Origin of the sequence: Microcoleus sp. B9-D4 (genome assembly GCF_036705105.1) — a bacterium.
Taxonomy (GTDB): Bacteria; Cyanobacteriota; Cyanobacteriia; order Cyanobacteriales; family Microcoleaceae; genus Microcoleus.
This window is the reverse complement of the sequence record NZ_JAUBTS010000069.1, coordinates 1-22343: the sequence shown is the minus strand read 5'-3', so window position 1 is coordinate 22343 and position 22343 is coordinate 1. Positions and strand designations below refer to the sequence as shown.

13 protein-coding genes are annotated in these 22343 nt (G+C 46.7%); 9 read left to right on the top strand and 4 right to left on the bottom strand.

Annotated features, from left to right (window positions below; genetic code table 11):
• Positions 1–427: 427 nt before the first annotated feature.
• From QUB24_RS28260 to QUB24_RS28230, 7 genes are all read left to right on the top strand, one after another.
• Positions 428–2401: a SpoIIE family protein phosphatase gene (locus tag QUB24_RS28260; protein ID WP_333156916.1), complete on the top strand. Its 1974-nt coding sequence runs from the start codon at positions 428–430 to the stop codon at positions 2399–2401.
• 77 nt (positions 2402–2478) lie between these two features.
• On the top strand, positions 2479–3057 hold the full coding sequence (locus tag QUB24_RS28255; RefSeq protein ID WP_333156914.1) for a DUF6272 family protein: 579 nt from the start codon (positions 2479–2481) through the stop codon (positions 3055–3057).
• Positions 3058–3103: 46 nt separating this feature from the next.
• Positions 3104–3448: a slr1659 superfamily regulator gene (locus QUB24_RS28250; protein WP_333156933.1), complete on the top strand. Its 345-nt coding sequence runs from the start codon at positions 3104–3106 to the stop codon at positions 3446–3448.
• A 70-nt stretch (positions 3449–3518) separates the two neighbouring features.
• The gene (locus QUB24_RS28245; protein WP_333156913.1) at positions 3519–4994 is read left to right on the top strand and encodes an adenylate/guanylate cyclase domain-containing protein; all 1476 of its coding nucleotides are present in this window, start codon (positions 3519–3521) and stop codon (positions 4992–4994) included.
• Positions 4995–5498: 504 nt separating this feature from the next.
• Positions 5499–10331, top strand: a complete 4833-nt coding sequence (locus tag QUB24_RS28240; RefSeq protein WP_333156912.1) for a PAS domain S-box protein — start codon at positions 5499–5501, stop codon at positions 10329–10331.
• A 308-nt stretch (positions 10332–10639) separates the two neighbouring features.
• Positions 10640–12289: an ABC transporter substrate-binding protein gene (locus tag QUB24_RS28235; protein ID WP_333156911.1), complete on the top strand. Its 1650-nt coding sequence runs from the start codon at positions 10640–10642 to the stop codon at positions 12287–12289.
• Between the two features lie 161 nt (positions 12290–12450).
• Positions 12451–13110, top strand: coding sequence for a pentapeptide repeat-containing protein (locus QUB24_RS28230; RefSeq protein WP_333156910.1), 660 nt, complete (start codon positions 12451–12453; stop codon positions 13108–13110).
• A gap of 198 nt (positions 13111–13308) precedes the next feature.
• On the opposite strand, the gene QUB24_RS28225 is transcribed toward QUB24_RS28230, so the two are convergent.
• The 4 genes from QUB24_RS28225 to acnB all read right to left on the bottom strand — a co-directional run bounded on the left by QUB24_RS28225 (position 13309) and on the right by acnB (position 17326).
• Positions 13309–13689, bottom strand: a complete 381-nt coding sequence (locus QUB24_RS28225) for a cupin domain-containing protein (RefSeq protein ID WP_445300442.1) — start codon at positions 13687–13689, stop codon at positions 13309–13311.
• 85 nt (positions 13690–13774) lie between these two features.
• A complete protein-coding gene (locus tag QUB24_RS28220) occupies positions 13775–14230 on the bottom strand; it encodes a nucleic acid-binding protein (RefSeq protein ID WP_333156909.1) in 456 nt (151 codons plus the stop codon).
• The gene (locus QUB24_RS28215; RefSeq protein WP_333156908.1) at positions 14227–14664 is read right to left on the bottom strand and encodes a hypothetical protein; all 438 of its coding nucleotides are present in this window, start codon (positions 14662–14664) and stop codon (positions 14227–14229) included. The genes QUB24_RS28220 and QUB24_RS28215 overlap by 4 nt, the downstream gene beginning before the upstream one ends.
• Positions 14665–14710: 46 nt before the next feature.
• A complete protein-coding gene (acnB, locus tag QUB24_RS28210; protein WP_333156906.1) occupies positions 14711–17326 on the bottom strand; it encodes a bifunctional aconitate hydratase 2/2-methylisocitrate dehydratase in 2616 nt (871 codons plus the stop codon).
• Between the two features lie 153 nt (positions 17327–17479).
• Here acnB and QUB24_RS28205 point away from each other — a divergent pair, with 153 nt between their 5' ends.
• Entirely contained in the window at positions 17480–17797 is a 318-nt protein-coding gene (locus tag QUB24_RS28205; RefSeq protein WP_333156905.1) for a hypothetical protein, read from the top strand.
• Positions 17798–17898: 101 nt separating this feature from the next.
• Positions 17899–22029 carry an EAL domain-containing protein gene (locus QUB24_RS28200; protein ID WP_333156904.1) on the top strand — a complete coding sequence of 1377 codons (4131 nt, stop codon included), beginning with the start codon at positions 17899–17901 and terminating at the stop codon, positions 22027–22029.
• Positions 22030–22343 lie beyond the last annotated feature (314 nt).

Sequence of the window (22343 nt, the reverse complement as noted above, 5' to 3'; positions counted from 1 at the left end):
ACTTGACTGCTGGTTGCTGGTGCGGCGCAAGTATTTCCTACTCGCTGCCGGCAGTTGTGTTTCGGGAAAGTTGCACTACCCAGTTATTACTTAATTTTTACTTTTTGTCTCAGGGTATTAAGAAAAATTTATGCTTAAGTAAATATTCTTAAAAGCCTCTAATCCTGCCCCCAACTCTCAGTACAAATTACTATTCTGCGTTCCAAAACTGCTAAACGTGTTTTAGACTGTGGGAGGCGAGCTGAGCCAAGGATATCACAGGGATGCCTCAAAATTTGTTGCAACAGGACGAAAACGCATTAGAAATTAAATCAGCTATCGCTGATTAATTGTATTAGTATTGTGGTTTTATCGAGCGAGCGTCCTCGCAACTATTTTAGTAGCAAAGGCTACTTTTTGAGTATAATTTTGTTGACATCTATCCATTATGAACAGGAAATCCCTGGCAATCCATTTAATGAATCGGCTGAGTTATCCTCAAAAATTTCTCCTGATCGGTTTTCTATTTGCAATACCCTTAACCTTGGTCATGTACCTGTTGATTTCAGAAATCAACAGCAGGGTCGATTTTACTCAAAAAGAAATCTACGGTAATGAATACCTGCGATCGCTGCGCCAGTTGAGGGAATACATACCGAAACTTCAACTGTTAAATTATCAGATTTTAAATCCTAATTTAAGCACTTCAGAAGGCCGAAACGATTTAGAAGCCAAGATAGACAAGAACTTTCAAACCCTAGCCAATACAGATAGCCAGCTCGGAAATATATTAATGTCCAGTGAAAATTTTAATAAGATTTATCAAGATTGGCAAAATTTTAAACTTCGCCGCAGCCAGTGGAGTTTAGAAACTTACGATTTTGTCTATCAACGTTTAGCTACAGACATTGATAGACTGAGTGCTCGCGTCGGCGATACTTCCAATCTGATTTCAGACCCAGATTTGGATACCTATTATTTAATAAATGCTACTTTGCGTCAGCTTCCAGAAATGGAAAAAATTTTGTCAGAGATTAGGCTTATTTCTCAAAAAATCAGCCTGCGTGCCGATGCTACACCAGAAGAAAGAGCGCAACTAATTACTCTTTCCAGCCGATTGAGAGAAATCAATGATGATTTGGCAATTAATATGGAGGTAGCATTTAGCAATAATCATCAGGGGAATCTGCGCTCGGCATTAACAGAGGATTTAATAAAATTTAACTCTCTGGTTAAGCAGCTAACTAAGCAACTAGATCAAACAATATATCAAAGTGTATCACTAAAATATTACGCCTACATCACTGGCAGCAATTTGGCTTTAAATACAAGTTTTAAACTCGGAGATAAAACGGTAAATGAGTTAAATTTTCTTCTTCAGTATCGGATTGCTGCTTTTGTTACTAAAAAACAATTAATTATTATTTTAGTGTTGATAATATTAGCTATAGTCATTTATCTATTTGTGTCTTTTTACAGGGCAGTGATGCAAACTGTATTTGTTCTTGACGAAACATCAAAAAAGATGGCTGATGGCAATTTTACCCATAAAATTATTTTGGATAACAGAGATGAATTGGGGCAAGTTGTGGGTGCGTTTAACAAGATTGCCGATGCCTTAGTTGCTGCAAATCAAGAAATTACTGTTCTCAACGATCGCCTAAAAGCTGAAAATATGCGAATGAGCGCTGAACTAGACGTTACTCGGAAGATTCAGCAGATGCTGCTGCCAAAAGAGCGAGAACTTAAGGAAGTTGTCGGCTTAGATATTGCGGGATTTATGGAGGCTGCTGAGGAAGTGGGGGGCGACTATTACGACGTACTCCAGCACAAAGGTAGAGTAAAAATCGGCATTGGCGATGTTACCGGACACGGATTGGAGAGCGGCGTTTTAATGATTATGGTTCAAACCGCTGTCCGAACTTTGCTCGCCTATAATGAATCCGATCCGGTGAAATTTTTAAGTGCTATTAATAGTGTAATTTACGATAACGTGCAGCGGATGAAATCCGATAAAAATGCTAGCCTTGCCTTGCTAGACTATGAGGAGGGGATGCTGAAGTTGAGCGGCCAGCACGAAGAAATGATTGTTGTGCGGTGTAACGGTTGTGTAGAGAGGTTTGATACAATCGATTTGGGTTTCCCGATCGGGCTGGATGCAGATATTGCTGAATTTGTTGCAGAGAAAATTGTGCATTTGCGTTCAGGAGATGTGGTTGTGCTGTACACTGACGGAATTACGGAAGCTCAAAATATGGATGAACTGCTTTATGGTTTAGATAGGTTAATAGAGGTAATAGAGATTAATTGGCAGCGTTCGGCTACCGAAATTAGACACGCTGTAATTAAGGACGTGCGATCGCATATCGGCGAACAAAAAGTTTTTGATGACATCACATTGCTGGTACTAAAACAAAAATAACTACTTGGATCTCCCTTCTAAAGTTTAAAATATATTCAGTGATGTCCGTCATCTCAAACTTTAGGTCTCACATTGATATGATTCAGATTTTAGGCGATTTCATAGAGCAGCCCGCTAGCCAAGAATACTTAATAATTGGATTTTCTCCGAGTTCGATTCCTCTCAAGCAGCGGTGGCGTAACAACGGTTTGTCGGCGGATTTTATGGCTGACTACCTGACGACTTTTTTTCCGGGAAACCAAGATGAACCCTCGACAATTGAAAGACAAGCTGAAATAAAAAGCGCTGTTAGCTACATTGCCAACGAGTTATTGGAAAATGCCATGAAGTTTAATGATGAAACCTCGGAGTACCCGATCGATATTAAACTGCAATTAGAGAGCGACGGAGTGATTTTCTCAGTTGCTAACAGCATCTCTCCGCAAGCGGTGGACAAGTTTCAGGCTTACATTCACCAGTTACTGACCTCGGAGCCAAGCGAACTTTACATTCAGCGGTTAGAAAAAAATGCTGCTGACGAAACCTGTACGAATTCTGGATTGGGTTTGTTGACCATGCTCACCGATTATACCGCCAAACTTGGCTGGAAATTCCAGACCGTGCACAAAGACCCCGAAGTAATTGCGGTGACAACTATGGTGCAATTAACAGTATAACCAACGCTAGCGATCGATAATATCTAAGGGACTTTTTTTTGTGGCTATGGAAATTAATACAGAAGATTACCAGATCTGTTACGATCCAGCAACGGCAACCGTGAGTTTTATTGGATCTCTAAGGCTGAGCGGGCCTGCAGAGTACGCGCCGATAGCGCAGTTTCTGACCAAAGTTGCCGACTTGGAACCGACAAAAATTACCCTCAATTTGCAGCAGTTAGAATTTTTGAACAGTTCTGGTATCAATATGCTATCGAAGTTTATTATCGAGATCCGCAAAACAGCCAGGGTGCAAATGGCGGTGCAAGGCTCTCAAAGCATAGCTTGGCACGGTAAATCTTTGAGGAATTTTCAGCGCCTGATGCCTGGTTTGCAGTTGGAATTTCTATAAAAATACGATTAATTTTAGGGTGCGAGATGTTAAGCAATTTTTTGTTAGTCGAGGCGCAAATTCTCGAGTTATGCTGGAAGAACAACCATCTAGAGAACAGCTACTTTTAGAGATAGAAAGATTGCGCCAGCAAGTGGAAGACTTGAAGGAGGAAAAAGCGGATCTGGAAATCTTGCTGGAAACTACTGCTGAACATTCCGATACGGTTGAAACTGAGTTACGCTCTCGCGCATTCGAGGCCGTGCGCGAAGGCGAAATCAAGCTGGCTCAATTTCTCGAAGCGATTCCTATAGGTGTGCTCGTGCTGGATTCTCAAGGCCGACCTTACTACATAAATCACGCCGGACAGCAGTTACTCGGCCAAGGAGTTTTGCCCTTAAATGCAGTTGAGGATTTGTCAGAAATTTATCAAATTTATATTGCGGGAACTGAGACTATTTACCCTTTCGAGAATTTGCCCATCGTCCGAGCTTTGAGGGGCGAAAACGCGACGGCAGAAAATCTGGAAATTCATCAACCCTACAAGAAAGTTCCCCTTGAGATTTGGGGAACACCAATTTTTGACGAGGGTGGCAAAGTTGCTTTTGCGATCGCAGTTTTTCAAGATGTCACGGAACGCAAAGAAGCTGAAGCCGATCGCCATTTATTTATTAAGAAACTATTTGACCTCAATCAAAATCTAGAAAAATCCCTGGATGCCGAATCCGAGTTAACTGATGCCTACGGTAGATTTGTGCCGCACCAATTTCTAAATTTGTTGGGATATGAAAGTATTATAGATGTCCATTTAGGCGACCAAGTGCAGCAGGAGATGTCGGTGTTATTTTCGGATATTCGCGACTTCACGACGCTTTCAGAAACTATGACTCCCCAAGAAAATTTTAAATTTATCAATGCTTACCTTTCGCGGATGGAGCCTGCGATTACTAGCAATAACGGGTTTATTGACAAATACATTGGCGATGCAATTATGGCTTTGTTTAGTGACTTTGCAGATGATGCAGTGAAAGCGGGTATTGCAATGCTAAATATCCTCAGAAATTACAACGAATACCGTCAAGGTGTCGGCTACGTCCCGATTCAAATTGGCATTGGCATCAATTCGGGTTCTTTGATGCTGGGGACAGTCGGGGGTAAAAGCCGAATGGACAGCACTGTGATTAGCGATGCTGTTAATTTAGCATCTCGCATTGAAGGACTGACCAAAGATTACGGCGTACCTTTGTTAATTTCTCAGCAGACTTTAGAACGGTTGCGAAATCCGAAGGATTATGCAATTAGGATTGTGGATAAAGTACAGGTAAAAGGAAAATCTCAATATGTCGTAGTCTATGAGGTATTTGATGCAGATCCGCCGGAAAGTTTGTCGGCAAAGCTAGCAAATTTGCCTGTATATAATGAAGCTATGTTACTGTGCGATCGCAAGGAATTCCGAGAAGCGGGAAAATTATTTGAAGAGTGTTTGCGAACAAATCCCAGCGATCAGGTAGCTCGCATTTATCTGAAACGCTGTCGGGATTGGCGATCGCTCCTTAAAGGAATTTAAAGCAAGTTAGTCTATTTGAGATTTTAAATTGACTCCATATAGCAATTCTCGCATCACTTGTGAATTTCTTACTTTTTCTCCGCGGGTTCGGGGAGGGTTGGGGTGGGATAAAAAAATTACGACTCCTGGAAGGATTGCTATATATCTTGAGAGTGGTGACTGACTCCTAAAAGCTGTAAAAGGTGTAAAATATAAATAGCTTTATACTTGTTACTTCTGAGGGTTCTCAAAAGAGAACGGCTTAGGGCAGAAAAACCAGCGATCGGTAATTTGGTGCGAGAACGGCGGCCAGCGCTGAACCTGTCTCTGAAAAAGTTGGCGAATGAATTAGGGATGACCTTACCCCGCTTAATCGTTGGGAAAATGGACACGCTACGACTTCTCGCTTGCCACTCAAGCAAATTTAGATATTGCTGGATGAGTTAGGTAATTCGTCAGATGCAACGCTTCGCGAATGCAGTAAGGCGCTGCGAGCAAGATATTTTCGGATAAGGAGTACAAAGGGTGAGTGTAGAGGGAATCAACAGCATTTTCAGAGATATTCGACTACTTCCCTATGGTGTGGCCACCCTCTCCGTGGCTCTGGCACTGGCGCTAACCCGATTGCTTTTACCATGGATCTACCCAACCACGACGCCCCTGTTTTTCATCGCGGTGATAGTGAGTTCCTGGTATGGCAGTTTCGGGGCTGGGTTGCTGGCAACAATTTTATCCACGCTAGCCATCAACTATTTTTTTATTGAGCCGTTCTATTCCTTACACATAGTTAATGTAGAGACAATTGTTCGGCTGGGTATGTTTTCGATCGCGGCAGGATTGATCGCTTCATTCAATCTATCATGGCGCACTGCTCTAAAAAACGCGAAAGCAGCCTTGCAAACTTTACAGGAGGCAATGGAACTAGAACAAAAGGCGCAGGGCGAAGTCGCACAAACTGCGGCGACGGAGGCAAAAGAACAGCTAGAAACGGTACTTTCTAGCATCAACGATGGGTTTTACATCCTCGATCGCGATTGGCGCTACACCTATGCCAACGATCGCTACTGTGAAATGGTTGGAATGGCGCGGTCAGCGATTCTGGGTGAGAACGTTTGGGAGCTATTTCCGGCTGCCGTTGACACCGATGCTTATGTGCAGTTTCATCGGGCAATGCGCGAACAAACGCCGCTCCAGTTTGATTATCTCTACTCACCTTGGAAGGGTTGGCATGACCATCGAATTTACCCTTCGCCCAGTGGACTGACCGTTTTGCTTGCTGACATTACCGATCGCAAACAGGCGGAACTCCTCCTAATCGAGCAGAAACGACTGCTGGAGTCGATCGCATTCGGGCAGCCACTAGACGACTGTCTGGTAGCCGTGTGTGACTCAGTATCCAGGCTGAATCCGGGTACCCGCGCCTGCTTCCTGCTAGCCGATGCTCAGCGGCTGACGTTTAAGAGATCCATTACTCCAGACTTTCCAGCGTCTTTTGGTGAAGGACTCCAAGATGCTCCGATTAACGATTTGTGCATTGGAACCTGCGGCGAAGCAGTGTATAGCGGTCAGCCCGTGACCTGCGCCGACATTGCCAACGACGATCGCTGGTCGCAAGCATGGCGAAATTTATGCGTGGCTCATGGCATTCTAGCCTGTCATTCTCAGCCCCTGTTCAGACACGACAATCTACCTATGGGGTCGCTGATGCTGTGCTTTAGCGAGGCGCGGATGCCGAATGCTTGGGAATATAAACTCGCGGAGTTCGGCACCCAAGTTGCCAGCATTGTCTTCGAGCGCGATCGATCGTTCCAGGCGTTGCGTGAGAGCGAAGAACAGTTCCGACTGGCTTCCGAAGGCGGCAATTTGGGTTTGTGGTATTGGGATAGGGAAACTGACACGCTGAGTTTGACGGACATAGCCAAAGCGATGTTTGGTTTACCCGTCAATACCGCAATGTCGATGCAGGTGTTTTTAGAAGCCGTGCATCAGGACGATCGCCCATTCGTTCACAGCGTGATCACTGAGCTAAAAGCGAATCAACCGCATACTGAAATTGAGTATCGGACGCTGTGGGCAGATGGCACCGTTCGTTGGATTTTGGCTCATAGCGATTGCGCCTATAACGCTGAGGGCGTCATAATTTCGACGCGGGGCGTATTAATCGACATCAGCGATCGCAAACAAGCCGAAGAAGCCTTGCGTCAAAGCGAAGAGCAGAGTCGCAACATTCTAGAAAGTATTGATGATGGATTCTTTTCCCTTGATGAGAATTGGCGTTTCACTTACGTGAATCGGTCAGCGGAAATTCTGCTAGACCGCACTCCGGGCGCTCTGATTGGGAAGAATTTGTGGGAAGAATTCCCAGGACTTGATGGCAGCGAGTTTGAGCGGATTTATCGGCGCGTGTCAAACGAGCGCGGGGCTTTGTCAGTCACGGCGTTTTATCCCGATCACGATCGGTGGTATGACGTTCGCACCTACCCTGCCGCGAACGGGATTACCATTTATTTCCGAAATGTCACCGATCGAAAACTGGCCGAGGATGTATTGCAACAACGAGAAGCAGAACTTCGTTTAGTCACCAATGCCGTGCCTGCCTTGATTTCCTTTGTAGACTCAGACCAGCGCTATCGCTTCAACAATCGAGCATATGAAGAATGGTTTGGACATCCGGCAGCGGAAATCTATGGCAAGCACCTCCAAGAGGTTTTAGGCGAAACTGGCTATGAAGGGATTCGTCCTTATGTTGAGCAAGTCTTGGCAGGACAGGAAGTGACCTTTGAAACCCAAATTCCCTACAAAGATGGTCGAACCCGTTATGTCAATGCGACCTATGTTCCCCGCTTCAATAGCCAGGGAAAAGTTGAAGGGTTTGTAGCACTGGTCAACGATATTACCGATCGCAAACAAGCCGAAGCCACACTACGGGAGAGTGAGGCACGGTTCCGGCTGATGGCAGATGCCGCCCCTGTGCTGATTTGGATGGCCCGCACCGATAAACTCTGTTATTACTTCAACCTCCCGTGGCTAAACTTTACGGGACGGACGATCGAGCAAGAAAGGGGCAATGGTTGGACAGAAGGAGTCCACCCCGACGACTTGGAGCGCTGTTTAGACACCTATGTGACTGCCTTTGATGCCCGTCAACCGTTCAAGATGGACTATCGCTTAAAACGCTGTGATGGCATATACCGTTGGATTATGGATGAAGCTGTTCCTCGCTACGGATTGGAAGGTGAGTTCTTGGGCTACATCGGCTCCTGTGTTGATATTGAAGACCACAAACAAGCTGAGGAAGCCCTGCGCGAGAGTGAATCCCGCCTCCGTCTGATCATTGAAAGTGCCAAAGATTATGCCATCTTCACCCTCGACCTTAACGGCATCATTGCCAGTTGGAACTCAGGGGCAGAACGGCTGTTGGGCTATACCGAGAAAGAAGCAATTGGTTGTCCGATTCGGATGATCTTCACACCCGAAGATAACGAACAAGGACAAGCCGAGTACGAGAGGCAAACGGCTCTACTGCAAGGACGGGCCGAAGACGAACGCTGGCACGTCCCCAAAGATGGGAATCGCTTTTGGGCCAGTGGATTGATGATGCCCCTGCTTAACGAAGCGGATTGTCCGCAGGGATTTGTCAAAATCATGCAGGACAAGACTGCACAACGGCAAGCAAGTGAGCGACTGCAATTGCTGTATGAAACTACCCGCGATCTCATGAAGACAGAACAGCCTCTGGCTTTGATGGACACGCTATTCCGCAAACTTGCAGTGCAACTCGATCTGCACTCTTACTACAACTTCATGGTGGAAGAAAAAGACAACCGCCGGATGCTGCATTTGAGAAACTATGATGGCATCTCTGAAGAAAGGGCGCAGGCGATCGCATGGATCGATTTAGGGCAATATCTCTGTGGACTGGTTGCCCAAACGCAGCAGCAACTTGTCTTGAATCAAGCCGAACTCTCCACTCATCCGAATGCTAAAGCCGTCTCTGAACTGGGCATGACGGCTTACGTGGGTCAACCGTTAATTGCTCAAGGGCGGTTATTAGGGACGCTCTCATTTGCCAGTCTGACTCGGACGCACTTCACGCCTGCTGAAATCGAGCTGCTGGGATCTATCTGTGACCAAATCGCGATCGCCCTGGAACGGGCAAACCTGAACGATTCACTGCAGCAGCAAGCGGAACAGCTAAAACAGGCAAATCGGATCAAGGATGAGTTTTTAGCGGTTCTATCCCATGAATTGCGATCGCCCCTCAATCCGATCCTGGGGTGGACAAAGCTGCTGCAAACTGGCAAGCTGGATGCGGCCAAAACTGCACAGGCGTTAGCGACGATCGAACGCAATGCCAAGCTGCAAACTGAATTGATTGAAGATTTGCTTGATGTCTCGAAAATTCTCCAAGGCAAGCTCAGTCTTAATATTCGTCCAGTCGATTTAGCTTTAACTGTGGAATCGGCGATCGAAACTGTCAATTTGGCTGCTGTTGCCAAATCCATTGATATTCGGACTGTGTTAGATCCTCAGATCGGACAAATTTTGGGGGATTCGGGCCGTTTGCAGCAGATTGTCTGGAATCTTGTTTCCAATGCGGTCAAATTTACTTCAGCCGGGGGGCGCGTTGAGGTGAATTTGACTCGTGTTGGCAATCAGGCTCAAATTACGGTGGCGGATACAGGGATTGGCATCGCACCGGAGTTTTTACCCTACGTGTTTGACTACTTCCGGCAAAAAGATGGCGCCACAACCCGCAAGTTTGGTGGTTTGGGATTGGGGCTGGCGATCGTGCGGCATCTAGTGGAACTGCACGGTGGCACGGTTGGGGCCCAGAGCCAGGGTGAAGGGTTAGGGGCAACCTTTACCGTAAGACTGCCTCTATCAGGGAAGGTAAGACAAGAAAACTCTCTTGCAGGACTTTCGGAACGATCAACTGCGGAGGAACCGTTATCCGGGATGCGGATACTTGTGGTAGATGATGAGCCGGATATGCGAGAGTTGATTTCGTTTTTGCTAGAAGATGCAGGTGCAGAGGTAGTAACTGTTGCTGGCGCTCAAGAAGCCCTCGCGGCGTTGGCGACTTTCCAGCCAGATGTCCTGTTGAGCGACATTGGAATGCCGGGGATGGATGGCTATATGCTGTTGCGGCAAGTGCGAGCTCTGCCGCCAGACGGGGGTGGGCAGATTCCCGCGATCGCCCTGACTGCCTATGCGGGCGAGGTTAATCAACAGCAAGCTTTGCAAGCTGGATTTCACCGACATCTGGCAAAGCCGATCGAACCGGATAAATTAATTAAGACGATCGCCGCACTTCTTAGCAAGAACACTCATGACCCCGCAAGCTATAAAGATTGATCCGAAGGAGTTCAAACCGAGCGAACCTCACCCAGCTTTTAAGTTGCTCAGGTTAGGCAGCGATATTTGTATTATCTTCTGTCCGGTCGATTCCCTCCGCTTCGCTTCGACCGAAATCAGGTAGGGGCGGGTTCAACAACAATATCTGCGAATAATTGACAATCTCAAAAACCCGCCCGGCCGGGATATTATGGTCAATCGCTCGGACGTGATCTTACAGGAGAATCTATCAATAAATCCGGTTTCTAGTCTAATAGTGCGTAAGTCCTGATAATATAATCAATAATTTGGAGTGTCAAAAAAAGACGATGAGAATTAACAAGCAGCAGCCTAGAATACATATAAAACCTTCAGTGATTAAAGCGATAGCTCTGTTCTGTCTGTGCTGCTTGTTAACTGCAAGTTGTGGACAAAGAACACGTCCATCGGTCACTGCGAGCGGCGAAAATGCTAATAACCGCGTTACTATTGGCACAACCTTGAAATTGCGGACGATCGACCCTGCGGACGGTTACGAAACCTTATCTGGACAATTGCTACGCAATTTGGGCGACACTCTCTACGCCTACGAGTCTGGAACTACAAAGTTAATCCCCCACTTAGCGACAGCAATGCCAAAAGTTAGCCAAGACGGATTGACATATACAATCCCCTTGCGTCAAGGCGTTGTTTTTCACGACGACACACCGTTTAACGCCGCCGCAATGGAATTTTCCTTGCAACGGTTTATCCAAAATGGCGGCAGTCCGGCTTTGTTGTTGAGCGATGCAGTAGAATCGGTGAAAGCGACGGGCGAATACGAATTAACTTTTCAACTCAAAAAGCCTTTTGCTGCTTTTCCTTCCCTGTTGACATTTTCCGGTATGTGTGCGGTTTCTCCGAAAGCTTACGAGATTGGGCCGGGTAAATTTAAACCCGATACCTTTGTGGGAACTGGACGTTACAAGTTGGCGAAGTACGGCAGCGATTCTCTCAAGTTTGACGTGTTTGACAAGTATTGGGGGGAAAAGCCGGTTAATCAAGGAATTGACATTTTGCTGCTTTCTAGTTCGTCAAATTTGTTCAATACTTTTCAGACTGGTGCAGTTGATGTGGCTTATTTGTCTCTGGATGCAGACCAAGTTCGCAGCTTGGACGAGGGAGCAAAAAAAGGGAAATGGCAGGAAATCGCGGGGGAAAGCAGTACGGTTAATTACATGACGCTGAATATGCAGTCTAAACCGCTGGACAAGTTAGAAGTGAGACAAGCGATCGCATCAGTGATGGATCGCCCCTTGATTAACGAGCGCGTACTGCAGGGACAAGCGCAACCGCTTTACAGTCTGATTCCCACAACCTTGGACGTTCAAAAACCGGTTTTCAAAGAACTGTACGGCGACGCCAACACTGCAAAAGCAAAGGAACTTTTAACGAAAGCGGGATACTCTGCCACAAATCCTTTTGTTCTGCCAATTTGGTATGCTTCGGCTTCAAGAAAAAGAGCTTTAGTCGCGAGTACGATCGAGGCGCAAACTAAACTCAAAATGGACGGGATAATGCAGGTAGAAATTAACAGCGTTGAATCTCCGACTTTGTTTCAAAACATAGAGAAGGGCATTTATCCAGCGGTTTTAGTGGATTGGTCGGCTGACTTTTTTGACGCTGACAATTACATTCAGCCGTTTTTAGATTGTGCCACAGGTTCGGAGGCTGGGGGCTGCTCCAAGGGTGCAAGTCAAAGTCAGGGTTCGTTTTATTATAGCGATCGGGTAAATCAACTGATCGACAAGCAGCGCAAAGAAACAAACCCTGAAACCCGCAAAGCCATATTTGCCGAAATTCAAGACATACTGGGTAAAGATGTACCTTTCATCCCTCTTTGGCAGGATAAGGACTATACGTTTGCTCAGAACAGCATTACCGGCGTCCGTCTCGAACCGACGCAATCTTTTCCTTTTTGGTTCCTGAAAAAGCAATAATTCGTTACAATAATTTTTGGGAGTTGAAACGTCAATAATTATTGCATATTTTGTGCACAACAGGGTGATGATTGTCACAGTTTATCAAAGAGACTGATCACCCGACCCTCTTTAATAATGTGGGATATTATTAAGAGAGAGATATTGCTGAGGGTGGGTATATGAAACTTGGAATTTTAACAACAACAGGGCTGCTGATTGCGATGGGTTGTGCATCGGGAGTAAAGGCAGAAAACGTATCACACGTCAAGCAATTATTAGAAACTAAAAAATGTAGCCAATGTGACTTGACAGGAGCGCAGCTTGCTGGTATGAATCTGAGCGGGGCAGATTTGAGCGGTGCGAATCTCAGAGGTGCAAATTTGAACGGTGCAAATTTGGACGAAGCCAAACTGAACGAAGCAAATCTGAAACAAGCTAAATTGCAAGGTGCGAGTTTAATTGCGGCTAAAATGCACGGGGCTAATTTGGAGGGTGCTGATTTGAGTCGCGCTAATCTGAGTTTGGCGGGTTTAGTGATTGCGAGTTTGAAAAATACCAACCTCACCAGCGCTAATTTAATCGGCGCTAATTTAGAAAGCGCCAATTTGGCGGGTGCAAACCTGAGAAATGCTCGCCAGTCTTTAGCGAATTTATCTAATGTCAGCCTCAGAGGTGGCAGTTTGTCGGGAATAGACGTACAGGGAGTCAACTTGCGGGATGCAAATTTGACCAATGCAAATTTGAACGGTGCAAATTTGAACGGTTCGGACTTGACAGGTGCTAATTTAAAGAATGCCAATATGGCAAATGTAGATTTGAAAAACGCTTCTTTGCCCTAGGACGATCGCCAATTGCTATATCAAATTCTGGTGCTTAACAAACTTAATATAATAAGGTAGGGGCAATTCTGAAATTGCCCCTACAGTTTTAATTGTAGGATTTATCTTATTTCCGGTCGCTGCGTAGCGTAGGTCATTGTTGGGTGTGCGAAGCTTTTCCCCGGTGTCTGCGATTGCTTCATATTTGGGGCTCTAGGATCAATCTTGCTCGTGAGCATCTTGGGCGAAGCGGATAATGTCATCATCGCCGAGGTATTCACCATTTTGGATTTCAATCATCACCAAGGGAATAACGCCTGGATTTTCTACGCGGTGAGCAGTATTCATGGGAACGTAGGTTGACTGTTTCTGCATGAGAATCGTCTCTTTGTCGTCGCAGATAACTTTAGCGGTACCGGAGACGACAACCCAGTGCTCGCTGCGGTGATAGTGCATTTGGGTGCTGATGTGATGCCCCGGCTTGACTTCAATGCGATTGATCTTATAACGATCGCCCGCGTCTATGACTGTAACTTGACCCCAGTAGCGGGTTTGTGTGCGATCGTCAATTTTTTCGCTTGTCTCCACTGTTTCCACCATCCTGTTTATCTCGCCAACGGTGTCTGTAAAAATATCTGTAGTTCAAAGTATAGCAGGGATTGGCTAAGTGCGATCGATTTAAACATTACTCAATTAGCCGCCACTCGCGAGCATCAACAAATTGCGACAAATGCCCCACATTTGTTGTAGCAATTACCACCTCATTGCCTTCACTTGCATCCAATATTGCTTGAGCAGCCAAAATCACATCCCCGTCAAGTGCATTGGCTTCTGCGGTTGGTCTTCCTCTCATTCTCGCGTCAGCCCACAACTGAGCCGCTAGAAGCATTACCTCTGTAGTCAAAGGACGGTATGTAAGTTGTAATTTCAATTCATCAAGGCGTTGAATACCTGCTAATTTACCTGCGCGGATCAACTCCCGTCGCACTTCGTAGTCAGCAATTTCAGGCAGAATTATTATTTCGCCCCTCCGCATTAAAGAGTTTAGCCAAACTTTGCACTCTTGAATTTCAGCAGAGGATGCTTTAGGGTTTGTTACCATTCCTAATGGGCCAGAGTCGAGAATTATTACTCTACTCATGGGAATAATAGCCGATTAGAAAGGCGGTCTTCATCTAAAGCTTTACGGAGATATTCAGCGGTTTCTGTTTGTTCTTGTTCATCTCCCTCCTCAATCCATGAATTGATTAATTCAATTGCACCTTTATTTCTTTGTATCCGTTCCTCCAGCGACAGTTTAGTAATGTCTATTTTCTCAGATGTCTGGGGAGGCTCGGACCATACGGGCTTTACTGTCACCGTTTCCATAAATAAGCGCATCATCTGAAGTAAATTCGGCCAATATTCTCTGGGAGTTTGCTGAATTACGCGGAGAAATTCCGCGATCGGCTGGCTTAAGGGGCGATCGGTTTCTTTGTCTGCAACCGTAGGAGTTTCGGGGGCGGATTTTACGGTTCCTTGGCTTTCGCTGCTTAAAACTTGTTCCGACATAATTACTTTTTTCCTTTCTCTCATTTACTCATATTATAAACACAGGGCGGGCGATCGCCCGCCCCGCTTTTTACTTGCTCAATACACCATCGGGAATCCCCAAAATATCCTCAATGCGAGGCATATCTTCCAAAGCAATCACTCGTCCTTCATCCTCAAAACCAGCAATTTGATCGAAATTCAAATACCGATACAAATCACCAGCAAAAGGATCGATTCTCTTCGACACAATGTCATTGTATTCTTGGACTGTAGGAATGCGACCTAACAGCGAACAAACGGCCGCCAATTCCGCCGAACCGAGATAAACTTGAGCATCTTTGCCCATGCGGTTGTTAAAGTTGCGAGTAGAAGTTGAAAACACCGTTGTCGCATCTTTAACCCGCGCTTGATTCCCCATACAAAGACTGCAACCAGGCATTTCTGTACGCGCTCCAGCGGCTCCAAAAATGCTGTAATAACCTTCTTCTTTGAGTTGCTGTTCGTCCATCCGAGTTGGCGGACAAATCCACAGGCGGGTTTTCACTTCCCCTGCACCTTCCAACACCTTCGCTGTGGCGCGGTAGTGACCGATATTTGTCATGCAGGAACCGACAAATACTTCGTCAACCCGATCGCCCGCAACCTCACTCAACAACTTAACATTATCCGGGTCATTGGGAGCAGCCACAATTGGCTCTTTAATCTCGTTCAGATCGATTTCGATGATTTCAACGTATTCCGCATCAGCATCAGCCTCCAGCAGCACCGGATTTGCCAGCCATTCCTCCATCTTCGCCACCCGGCGCATCATCGTCCGCGCATCTTGATAGCCCCGCGCTACCATGTTTTTCAGCAGTGCGACATTGGAACGAATGTACTCGGAAACAGTCTCCACGCTCAATTTAATCGTGCATCCAGCGCAAGAACGCTCTGCAGTCGCATCGGTCAATTCAAAAGCCTGCTCAACCTTCAAATCGGGCAAACCTTCAATCTCCATAATCCGCCCAGAAAAGATGTTTTTCTTGTTCTGTTTCGCGACGGTTAGCAAACCTTTTTGAATTGCTACATAGGGAATGGCATTCACAACATCCCGCAGCGTTACTCCCGGCTGCAATTCACCTTTAAACCGCACTAAAACTGATTCCGGCATATCCAAAGGCATGACGCCCAATGCCGCAGCAAATGCCACCAATCCCGAACCCGCAGGAAAGGAAATTCCCAAAGGAAAACGAGTGTGAGAATCGCCGCCCGTTCCCACTGTATCTGGCAATAACATCCGGTTCAGCCAAGAGTGAATAATGCCGTCTCCGGGGCGCAAAGCTATGCCGGCGCGCTCTGCCATGAAATCGGGCAATTCATGGTGAGTTTTGACATCAACTGGTTTTGGATAAGCGGCGGTGTGGCAGAAACTTTGAATTACCAAATCGGCGCTAAATCCCAAACAAGCAAGTTCTTTCAATTCGTCGCGAGTCATTGGCCCGGTGGTATCTTGCGAGCCGACTGTTGTCATGACTGGTTCGCAAGATGTACCGGGGCGAACGCCGGACAAACCGCAGGCTTTGCCTACCATTTTTTGTGCTAAAGTAAAGCCTTTTCCCGTATCTACTGGGATTGTAGGGCGGGTAAAAATAGTGCTGGGTTCTAGTCCTAAAGCAGCGCGAGTTTTGTCGGTTAAAGTGCGTCCAATTAATAGCGGAATTCGGCCACCTGCGCGAACTTCGTCTAGAATTGTGTCAGGTTTGAGGGTGAATGTGGAGATAATTTCTCCGGCTTCGTTGGTGATTTCGCCTTTGTAGGGATGGATGGTAATTACCATTCCTGTTTCCATTTGGGAGACATCACATTCGATCGGCAATGCGCCGGAATCTTCAGCGGTATTGAAGAATATCGGGGCGATCGCACCTCCTAAAATATAACCGCCACTGCGCTTGTTCGGCACAAACGGAATATCATTGCCAATGTGCCAGAGCACGGAATTAATCGCCGATTTCCGCGACGAACCGGTACCGACAACATCACCAACATAGGCTACGGGATTACCTTTTTGCTTCAAGTCTGCAATGGTTTGCAAAGCTCCTGGCATCTTACTTTCGAGCATCGCCAAAGCGTGTAGGGGAATGTCCGGCCGCGTGGTAGCATGAGGTGCAGGTGACAAGTCGTCAGTATTGGTTTCTCCAGGAACTTTGAAGACTGTAACGGTAATCGCTTCTGGCAATACAGGACGGCCTGTAAACCATTCGGCATCCGCCCAAGAATCGACTACCTGCTTGGCGTAGGGATTTGTATCAGACAAAGCTATAACGTCGTGGAAAGCGTCGAATACTAACAACGTTTTGCTCAGTGCTCGGGCGGCGGTGGCGGGAATGGCGATTTCGGCAGTGGGGTTGAGCAAATCGATTAAAGATTGGACGTTGTAACCGCCCATCATTGTCCCCAGCAGGTAAACTGCCCATTTGGGAGCAATTAGAGGGCTGTGGATTTCGCCTTTAGCAATGCCAGTTAAAAAACCAGCTTTGACGTAGGCGGCGCTGTCTACGCCTGGGGGGACGCGATCGCGCAATAATTCTATTAAGGTTTCTTCTTCTCCTGCCGGCGGATTTTTCAGCAGTTCACACAGTTCCGACGTTTGCTGGGCGTCTAGCGGCAGGGGTGGAATTCCCAAAGCTGCCCGTTCGGCAGCGGTACGGCGGTAAGATTCAAGCATTTCTCCTCTCTCCTCGGATAGTATTCGGTGGTTGTGTGTAGGTGACTTTACTTTTTAGATTAGGAGCTTCCGCTGCACATTGGGTAAAGTACCTCGCCATACATCAAAACTTAACGCAACTTTAAAAACAGTAGATTGTCATACCAAAGACAGATGTGTTCTCCACCGGGAGTGCAGGATATCCAACCCCAGCCGAGCAGTTTAGAGGCCTTCAGTTGCATTGTTGTGGTTAAGATTAATGTGTTGTGGGCTACTGTCGATCGTCAAGAGCATCTATCCCTGACAACTAAAGCTAGGGAAGCATTTGTCAATGAGCAATTATGCTCAGAATATACTCGAATTTTGGCTACAAAACTCAGATTGGCGCGATCGAGGAATCATGCCGAGCGCCATATTTATGCCCACCCACTCCCAAATCGCGAATTTTCTACTCCTAGAAAAGCAGTTTTTTTGAGTAATATTACTGATTGACAAATGAAATTAAGTCTTCAGTTGTTACCAATGCTCTGCATCTGAAATCGTCATTTACCACAAGTTTAAAAAAGTTGTCCTGCTAATGGATCGATTAAACAATGGAAAGTTTTATCCCTGAAAACTCTGAAGACTGTCACGGCTGGGCCTCCAAGCCAGACTTGTACAAAGAGCTGCAAGGAACCAAAGAATTACTGCTGACGATCGCCAACTCGATGCCAATACCCCTGATCGTGAGCAGTCTGGCGGACGGCACAATTATTTATAGTAACGATTTATGTCGTCAGGCTTTCGGGTTCACAGGATTTAAGTCGATCGACCGCCAAAAAGCCGAAATGCTCTACCACAAGCCTGCAGAGCGCCAGGAATTGCTGTTGCGGCTCGCCCGCAACGGACACGTCCGCGAGACAGAAGTCCGGCTTAAAAAAGCTGACGGCACGCTGTTTTGGGCAAGTGTATCGATGAGGTATCTGACATTGGTGTCGGGGAAAGCTGTTCTGTCAGTGTTCACCGACATTACGGATCGGAAGCGAGTGGCTGCCAAGGAGCAGGAATTGCTCACGTCAATCCACTCGCGGGCCCGCCAGCAAGCGGCCGTCGCTTACTTGGGGCAGCAGGCCCTGGCCGAAACAGATTTGTCTGCACTGATGGACAAAGCTGCGGTTTTAATTGCTCAAACCCTGGACGTTGATTATTGCCAGGTGTTAGAACTTTTGCCCTCTGGTCATGCTTTTATGCTGCGAGCGGGGGTTGGCTGGCAGCCGGGCCTCGTCGGCAGCGCTACTGTTGCCGCTTCTGCTCGATCGCAAGCAGGTTACACATTGCTAGTGGGCGAACCGACAATCGTCGAAGATTTGCGGGTGGAAACGCGCTTTAGCGAGTTGCCGCTACTGCATAACCACCGGGCTGTCAGCGGCGTCACTGTAATTATTCCCGGCAATCGAGGACTGGGGAGCAACTGGGGACAAGCAGAACCAGCGAACAGTTCCTCCTCGCAGGCCTGGGGCATTTTGGGGGTTCATACCAGCCAAGGGCGGGTTTTCAGTCAAGATGACGTTTATTTTGTAGAAGCGATCGCCAACGTGTTAGCTGCGGCGATCGAGCGGATTCGATCGCAAGAGCGCTTACAAATGATGGAACGGGCGATCGAAAGTTGCAGCAACGGCATTGCAATCACCGACGCAACCGTTGCAGATAATCCGATTATTTATGTCAATCCCAGTTTTGAGCGGATTACGGGTTATCGCAGAGACGAGTTAATAGGCAAAAATTGCCGATTTTTACAGGGTACAGACACTGACAGCCCCGCTGCCAAAGAATTGCGAATTGCGATTGAAGAAGGCAGAGAAGCTCAAGTTATATTACGCAACTTTCGGAAAGACGGCACGCCTTTTTGGCACGAACTGTCGATCGCTCCGGTTTACAACTCGCGGCGACACTTAACCCACTTTATTGGAGTGCAAACAGACATTACCGACCGCCAGCGCTCGGAAGAAGAATTATTTTTAAATTCTCAAGCTTTAGCAGCTTTTAGCGCTAATCTCAAACACTTGCACCGGATTACAACTTATCATTATCAAAACTTTGAAGAACTGGTTGACGATTATCTAACAGCCGGCTGTTTGATGTTTGGACTTTCTATGGGCATCATGGCTGAAGTTGACAGGGAAACTTTTATTGTCCGAGCAGCGAAAAGCGATTTAGAATACTTCGTGCGAGGCTTAGAATTGAACCTCAGCGATACTTACTGCGCGGCAGTCATTAAACTTAACAAAACAGTTGCGTATTCTCATATCGGAGCAGATATGGAGATGCGCGAACATCCTGCTTATCAGAACTGCCAGTCGGAATCTTACATCGGAACGCCGATATTTGTCAACAATAAAACTTACGGTACGTTAAGCTTTAGTTCGCCAGAAATAAAGAAAAGAAAGTTCAAGTACGAGGAAATAGAAATTATCGAATTGATGGCTCAAAGTATTGGGAAAATTCTGGCGGTTCACCAAATGGAAGTCGAACGCCAGCAAGCTGAAAAAGAGCGATGCGAATTGATAGTATCTCTCAAAGAAAGTGAAGAACGCTATCGCCGTTTAGTAGAACTATCTCCCGAAGCGATCGCCGTTCACAGTCAAGGGAAAATCGCCTACATCAATGCTGCCGGCGCGAAACTCCTCGGTGCGAGTTCTCCCGAAGCGCTGATTGGCTTTCCCATATTGCATTTCGTCCATCCAAACTATGTGGAAATAGCCACAGAGCGCATTCGGCTAGTCGAGACAGAAAATCAGCCACTCGACCTTGCCGAACAAAAACTAATGCGGCTCGACGGACAAATAATAGACGTTGAAATGGCCGGCATCCCCGCTATTTATCAAGGCTCGACGGCCGGCCAGATTATTATCCGAGATGTCACCGAGCGCAAGCGAGTAGAACGGCAACTGCTGCACGGCGCTTTTCACGATGCGCTGACGGGTTTGCCCAACCGGGTTTTGTTCATCGACAGGCTAGGACAAGCCATCCGCCGCTCCAATCAGTCCCCCGATTACAAATTTGGTTTACTTTTCCTAGATTTAGACCGCTTCAAAGTAGTTAATGATTCTTTAGGACACGTTTTAGGAGACAAACTGCTAATTGCCCTCGCCCAGCGACTGCAAACCTGCGTCCGGGTTTCTGATACCGTCGCCCGACTGGGGGGAGACGAATTCACCATCCTGCTAGACCACATTCAGAGCCTCAGCGACGCCACCCTCGCAGCTAAAAAGATACAAACAGAACTGACGAAGCCGTTTCATCTCGAAGGGCACGAAGTATTTACCACTGCTAGCATTGGCATTGTTTTCAGTCGAGGCGAAGCCACCGCCAGTGGCGAATTAAATTCGTACACTCACCCGGAAGAATTCCTACGCGATGCTGACATCGCTATGTACCGCGCTAAAGCTTTGGGTAAGGCTCGCCACGAAGTGTTTAATTTGGCGATGCACGACCAAACTATGTCGCTGTTGCAGTTAGAAACTGACCTGCGCTTGGCTATTTTGGGCAAGGAGGAATTAGGAGAGAGCAAGGATCAATGTTCGCACTTTACTGTGCACTATCAACCGATTGTTTCGATCGCCAGCGGTGCGCTCGAAGGTTTTGAAGCCTTGGTGCGCTGGCACCACCCAGTTCGGGGTCTAGTTCCGCCGTCTACTTTTATCCCTGTAGCTGAAGAAACAGGTTTGATCGTGCCTCTGGGAGCCTGGGTGTTGCGGGAAGCTTGTCAGCAATTGCGGATTTGGCAAGAAATGTTAACCGAGGAAGAGGGAAGAAGTCCAATGGAAGTCGGAACCAGGCCCTTCGACTCCCTTCGGCTGCACTTAGGGCAAGTCGCTCAGGGTAACAAGAAGGAAGAAGGCGCTTCGACTTCGCTCAGGGTAACAAGAAGGAAGAGGGCAACGGGCAATGTAGGGGATTTAACTGATGTAACAGGTACAGGGAATGAGGAACACGGAACTTTTACTGAGCGTAGCCCCAGTATTGGTCACAGGGAGGAAAGAATCGGTAAAAAATTACCAATTCCCAGTTACCAATTCCCGATTAGCGATTTCCACTCCTCTATTACCAATTCCCCATTCCCAATTACCCCTACTCCGGCTACGTTAAGTACAACTTCCCAGGTACCACTTCCAAATTTTAAATTACCAATTATTGCTCCTTCGCAATTAACAATGAGCGTCAATCTCTCTCCTAAACAGTTAGGTATGCCGAATTTAATCGAGGAAATCGATGAAATTTTAGCAGAAACTGGCTGCGATCCGAGCTGTTTAAAATTGGAGATTACTGAAAGTGCGATCGTGGAAAATGTGAAAAAAGCCAATATTGTGCTAGCCCAATTAAAAGGTAGGAATATTCGATTGTCGATCGACGATTTCGGTACTGGCTATTCGTCTTTGAGTTACTTGCACCGTTTTCCGCTGGATACACTGAAGATCGATCGATCTTTTGTGAGCCGCTTGGGGGCTGTCGAAAACGGTGACGACGGGGGTCAGCCTGTGCAGATTGTGCGGGCGATCGTAACTTTGGCTCACAATTTGGGATTAAATGCGATCGCCGAAGGTGTAGAGACAGCCGAACAGTTAGCACAGCTTCGAGAATTAGACTGCGAATTAGCTCAGGGATATTGGTTTTCTAAACCTTTGGATAGTTCCGCCGTGACAGAAATCCTGATAAATCTCGGTAATATAGCAATTATGGACTGATTGAGGTACAGATTGGTAAATAGTGCCTCACCCTGTGAAGACATTTTTGCTACAAACTCCTAATCTCAAAACTGATGCACCAGGGAATAAATGGTGCATCAAAATTAGATTTTAGGTGATGATATCAAATCTGTTAGGATCGGAATTATTCATCTGCGTGAATCCGCGTCCATCCATTTTCATCTGCGGTTAATACATTCTCTTTTTTTAACCGCAGATGAGGGCAGATTAACACATAGGAATGAGAATTAAATAACTTAGAATTTTGATGGTTCTTGTGGGATGGGCGTCCCGCCCGTCCAGAAAGGGCGGGC

Bases quoted from the DNA above. Each gene is read 5' to 3' on its own strand.
- QUB24_RS28260 (WP_333156916.1), top strand. From the start codon at position 428: ATGAACAGGAAATCCCTGGCAATCCATTTAATGAATCGGCTGAGTTAT.
- QUB24_RS28255 (WP_333156914.1), top strand. From the start codon at position 2,479: ATGATTCAGATTTTAGGCGATTTCATAGAGCAGCCCGCTAGCCAAGAA.
- QUB24_RS28250 (WP_333156933.1), top strand. From the start codon at position 3,104: ATGGAAATTAATACAGAAGATTACCAGATCTGTTACGATCCAGCAACG.
- QUB24_RS28245 (WP_333156913.1), top strand. From the start codon at position 3,519: ATGCTGGAAGAACAACCATCTAGAGAACAGCTACTTTTAGAGATAGAA.
- QUB24_RS28235 (WP_333156911.1), top strand. From the start codon at position 10,640: ATGAGAATTAACAAGCAGCAGCCTAGAATACATATAAAACCTTCAGTG.
- QUB24_RS28230 (WP_333156910.1), top strand. From the start codon at position 12,451: ATGAAACTTGGAATTTTAACAACAACAGGGCTGCTGATTGCGATGGGT.
- QUB24_RS28225 (WP_445300442.1), bottom strand. From the start codon at position 13,689: ATGGTGGAAACAGTGGAGACAAGCGAAAAAATTGACGATCGCACACAA.
- QUB24_RS28220 (WP_333156909.1), bottom strand. From the start codon at position 14,230: ATGAGTAGAGTAATAATTCTCGACTCTGGCCCATTAGGAATGGTAACA.
- QUB24_RS28215 (WP_333156908.1), bottom strand. From the start codon at position 14,664: ATGAGAGAAAGGAAAAAAGTAATTATGTCGGAACAAGTTTTAAGCAGC.
- acnB (WP_333156906.1), bottom strand. From the start codon at position 17,326: ATGCTTGAATCTTACCGCCGTACCGCTGCCGAACGGGCAGCTTTGGGA.
- QUB24_RS28205 (WP_333156905.1), top strand. From the start codon at position 17,480: ATGTGTTCTCCACCGGGAGTGCAGGATATCCAACCCCAGCCGAGCAGT.
- QUB24_RS28200 (WP_333156904.1), top strand. From the start codon at position 17,899: ATGGAAAGTTTTATCCCTGAAAACTCTGAAGACTGTCACGGCTGGGCC.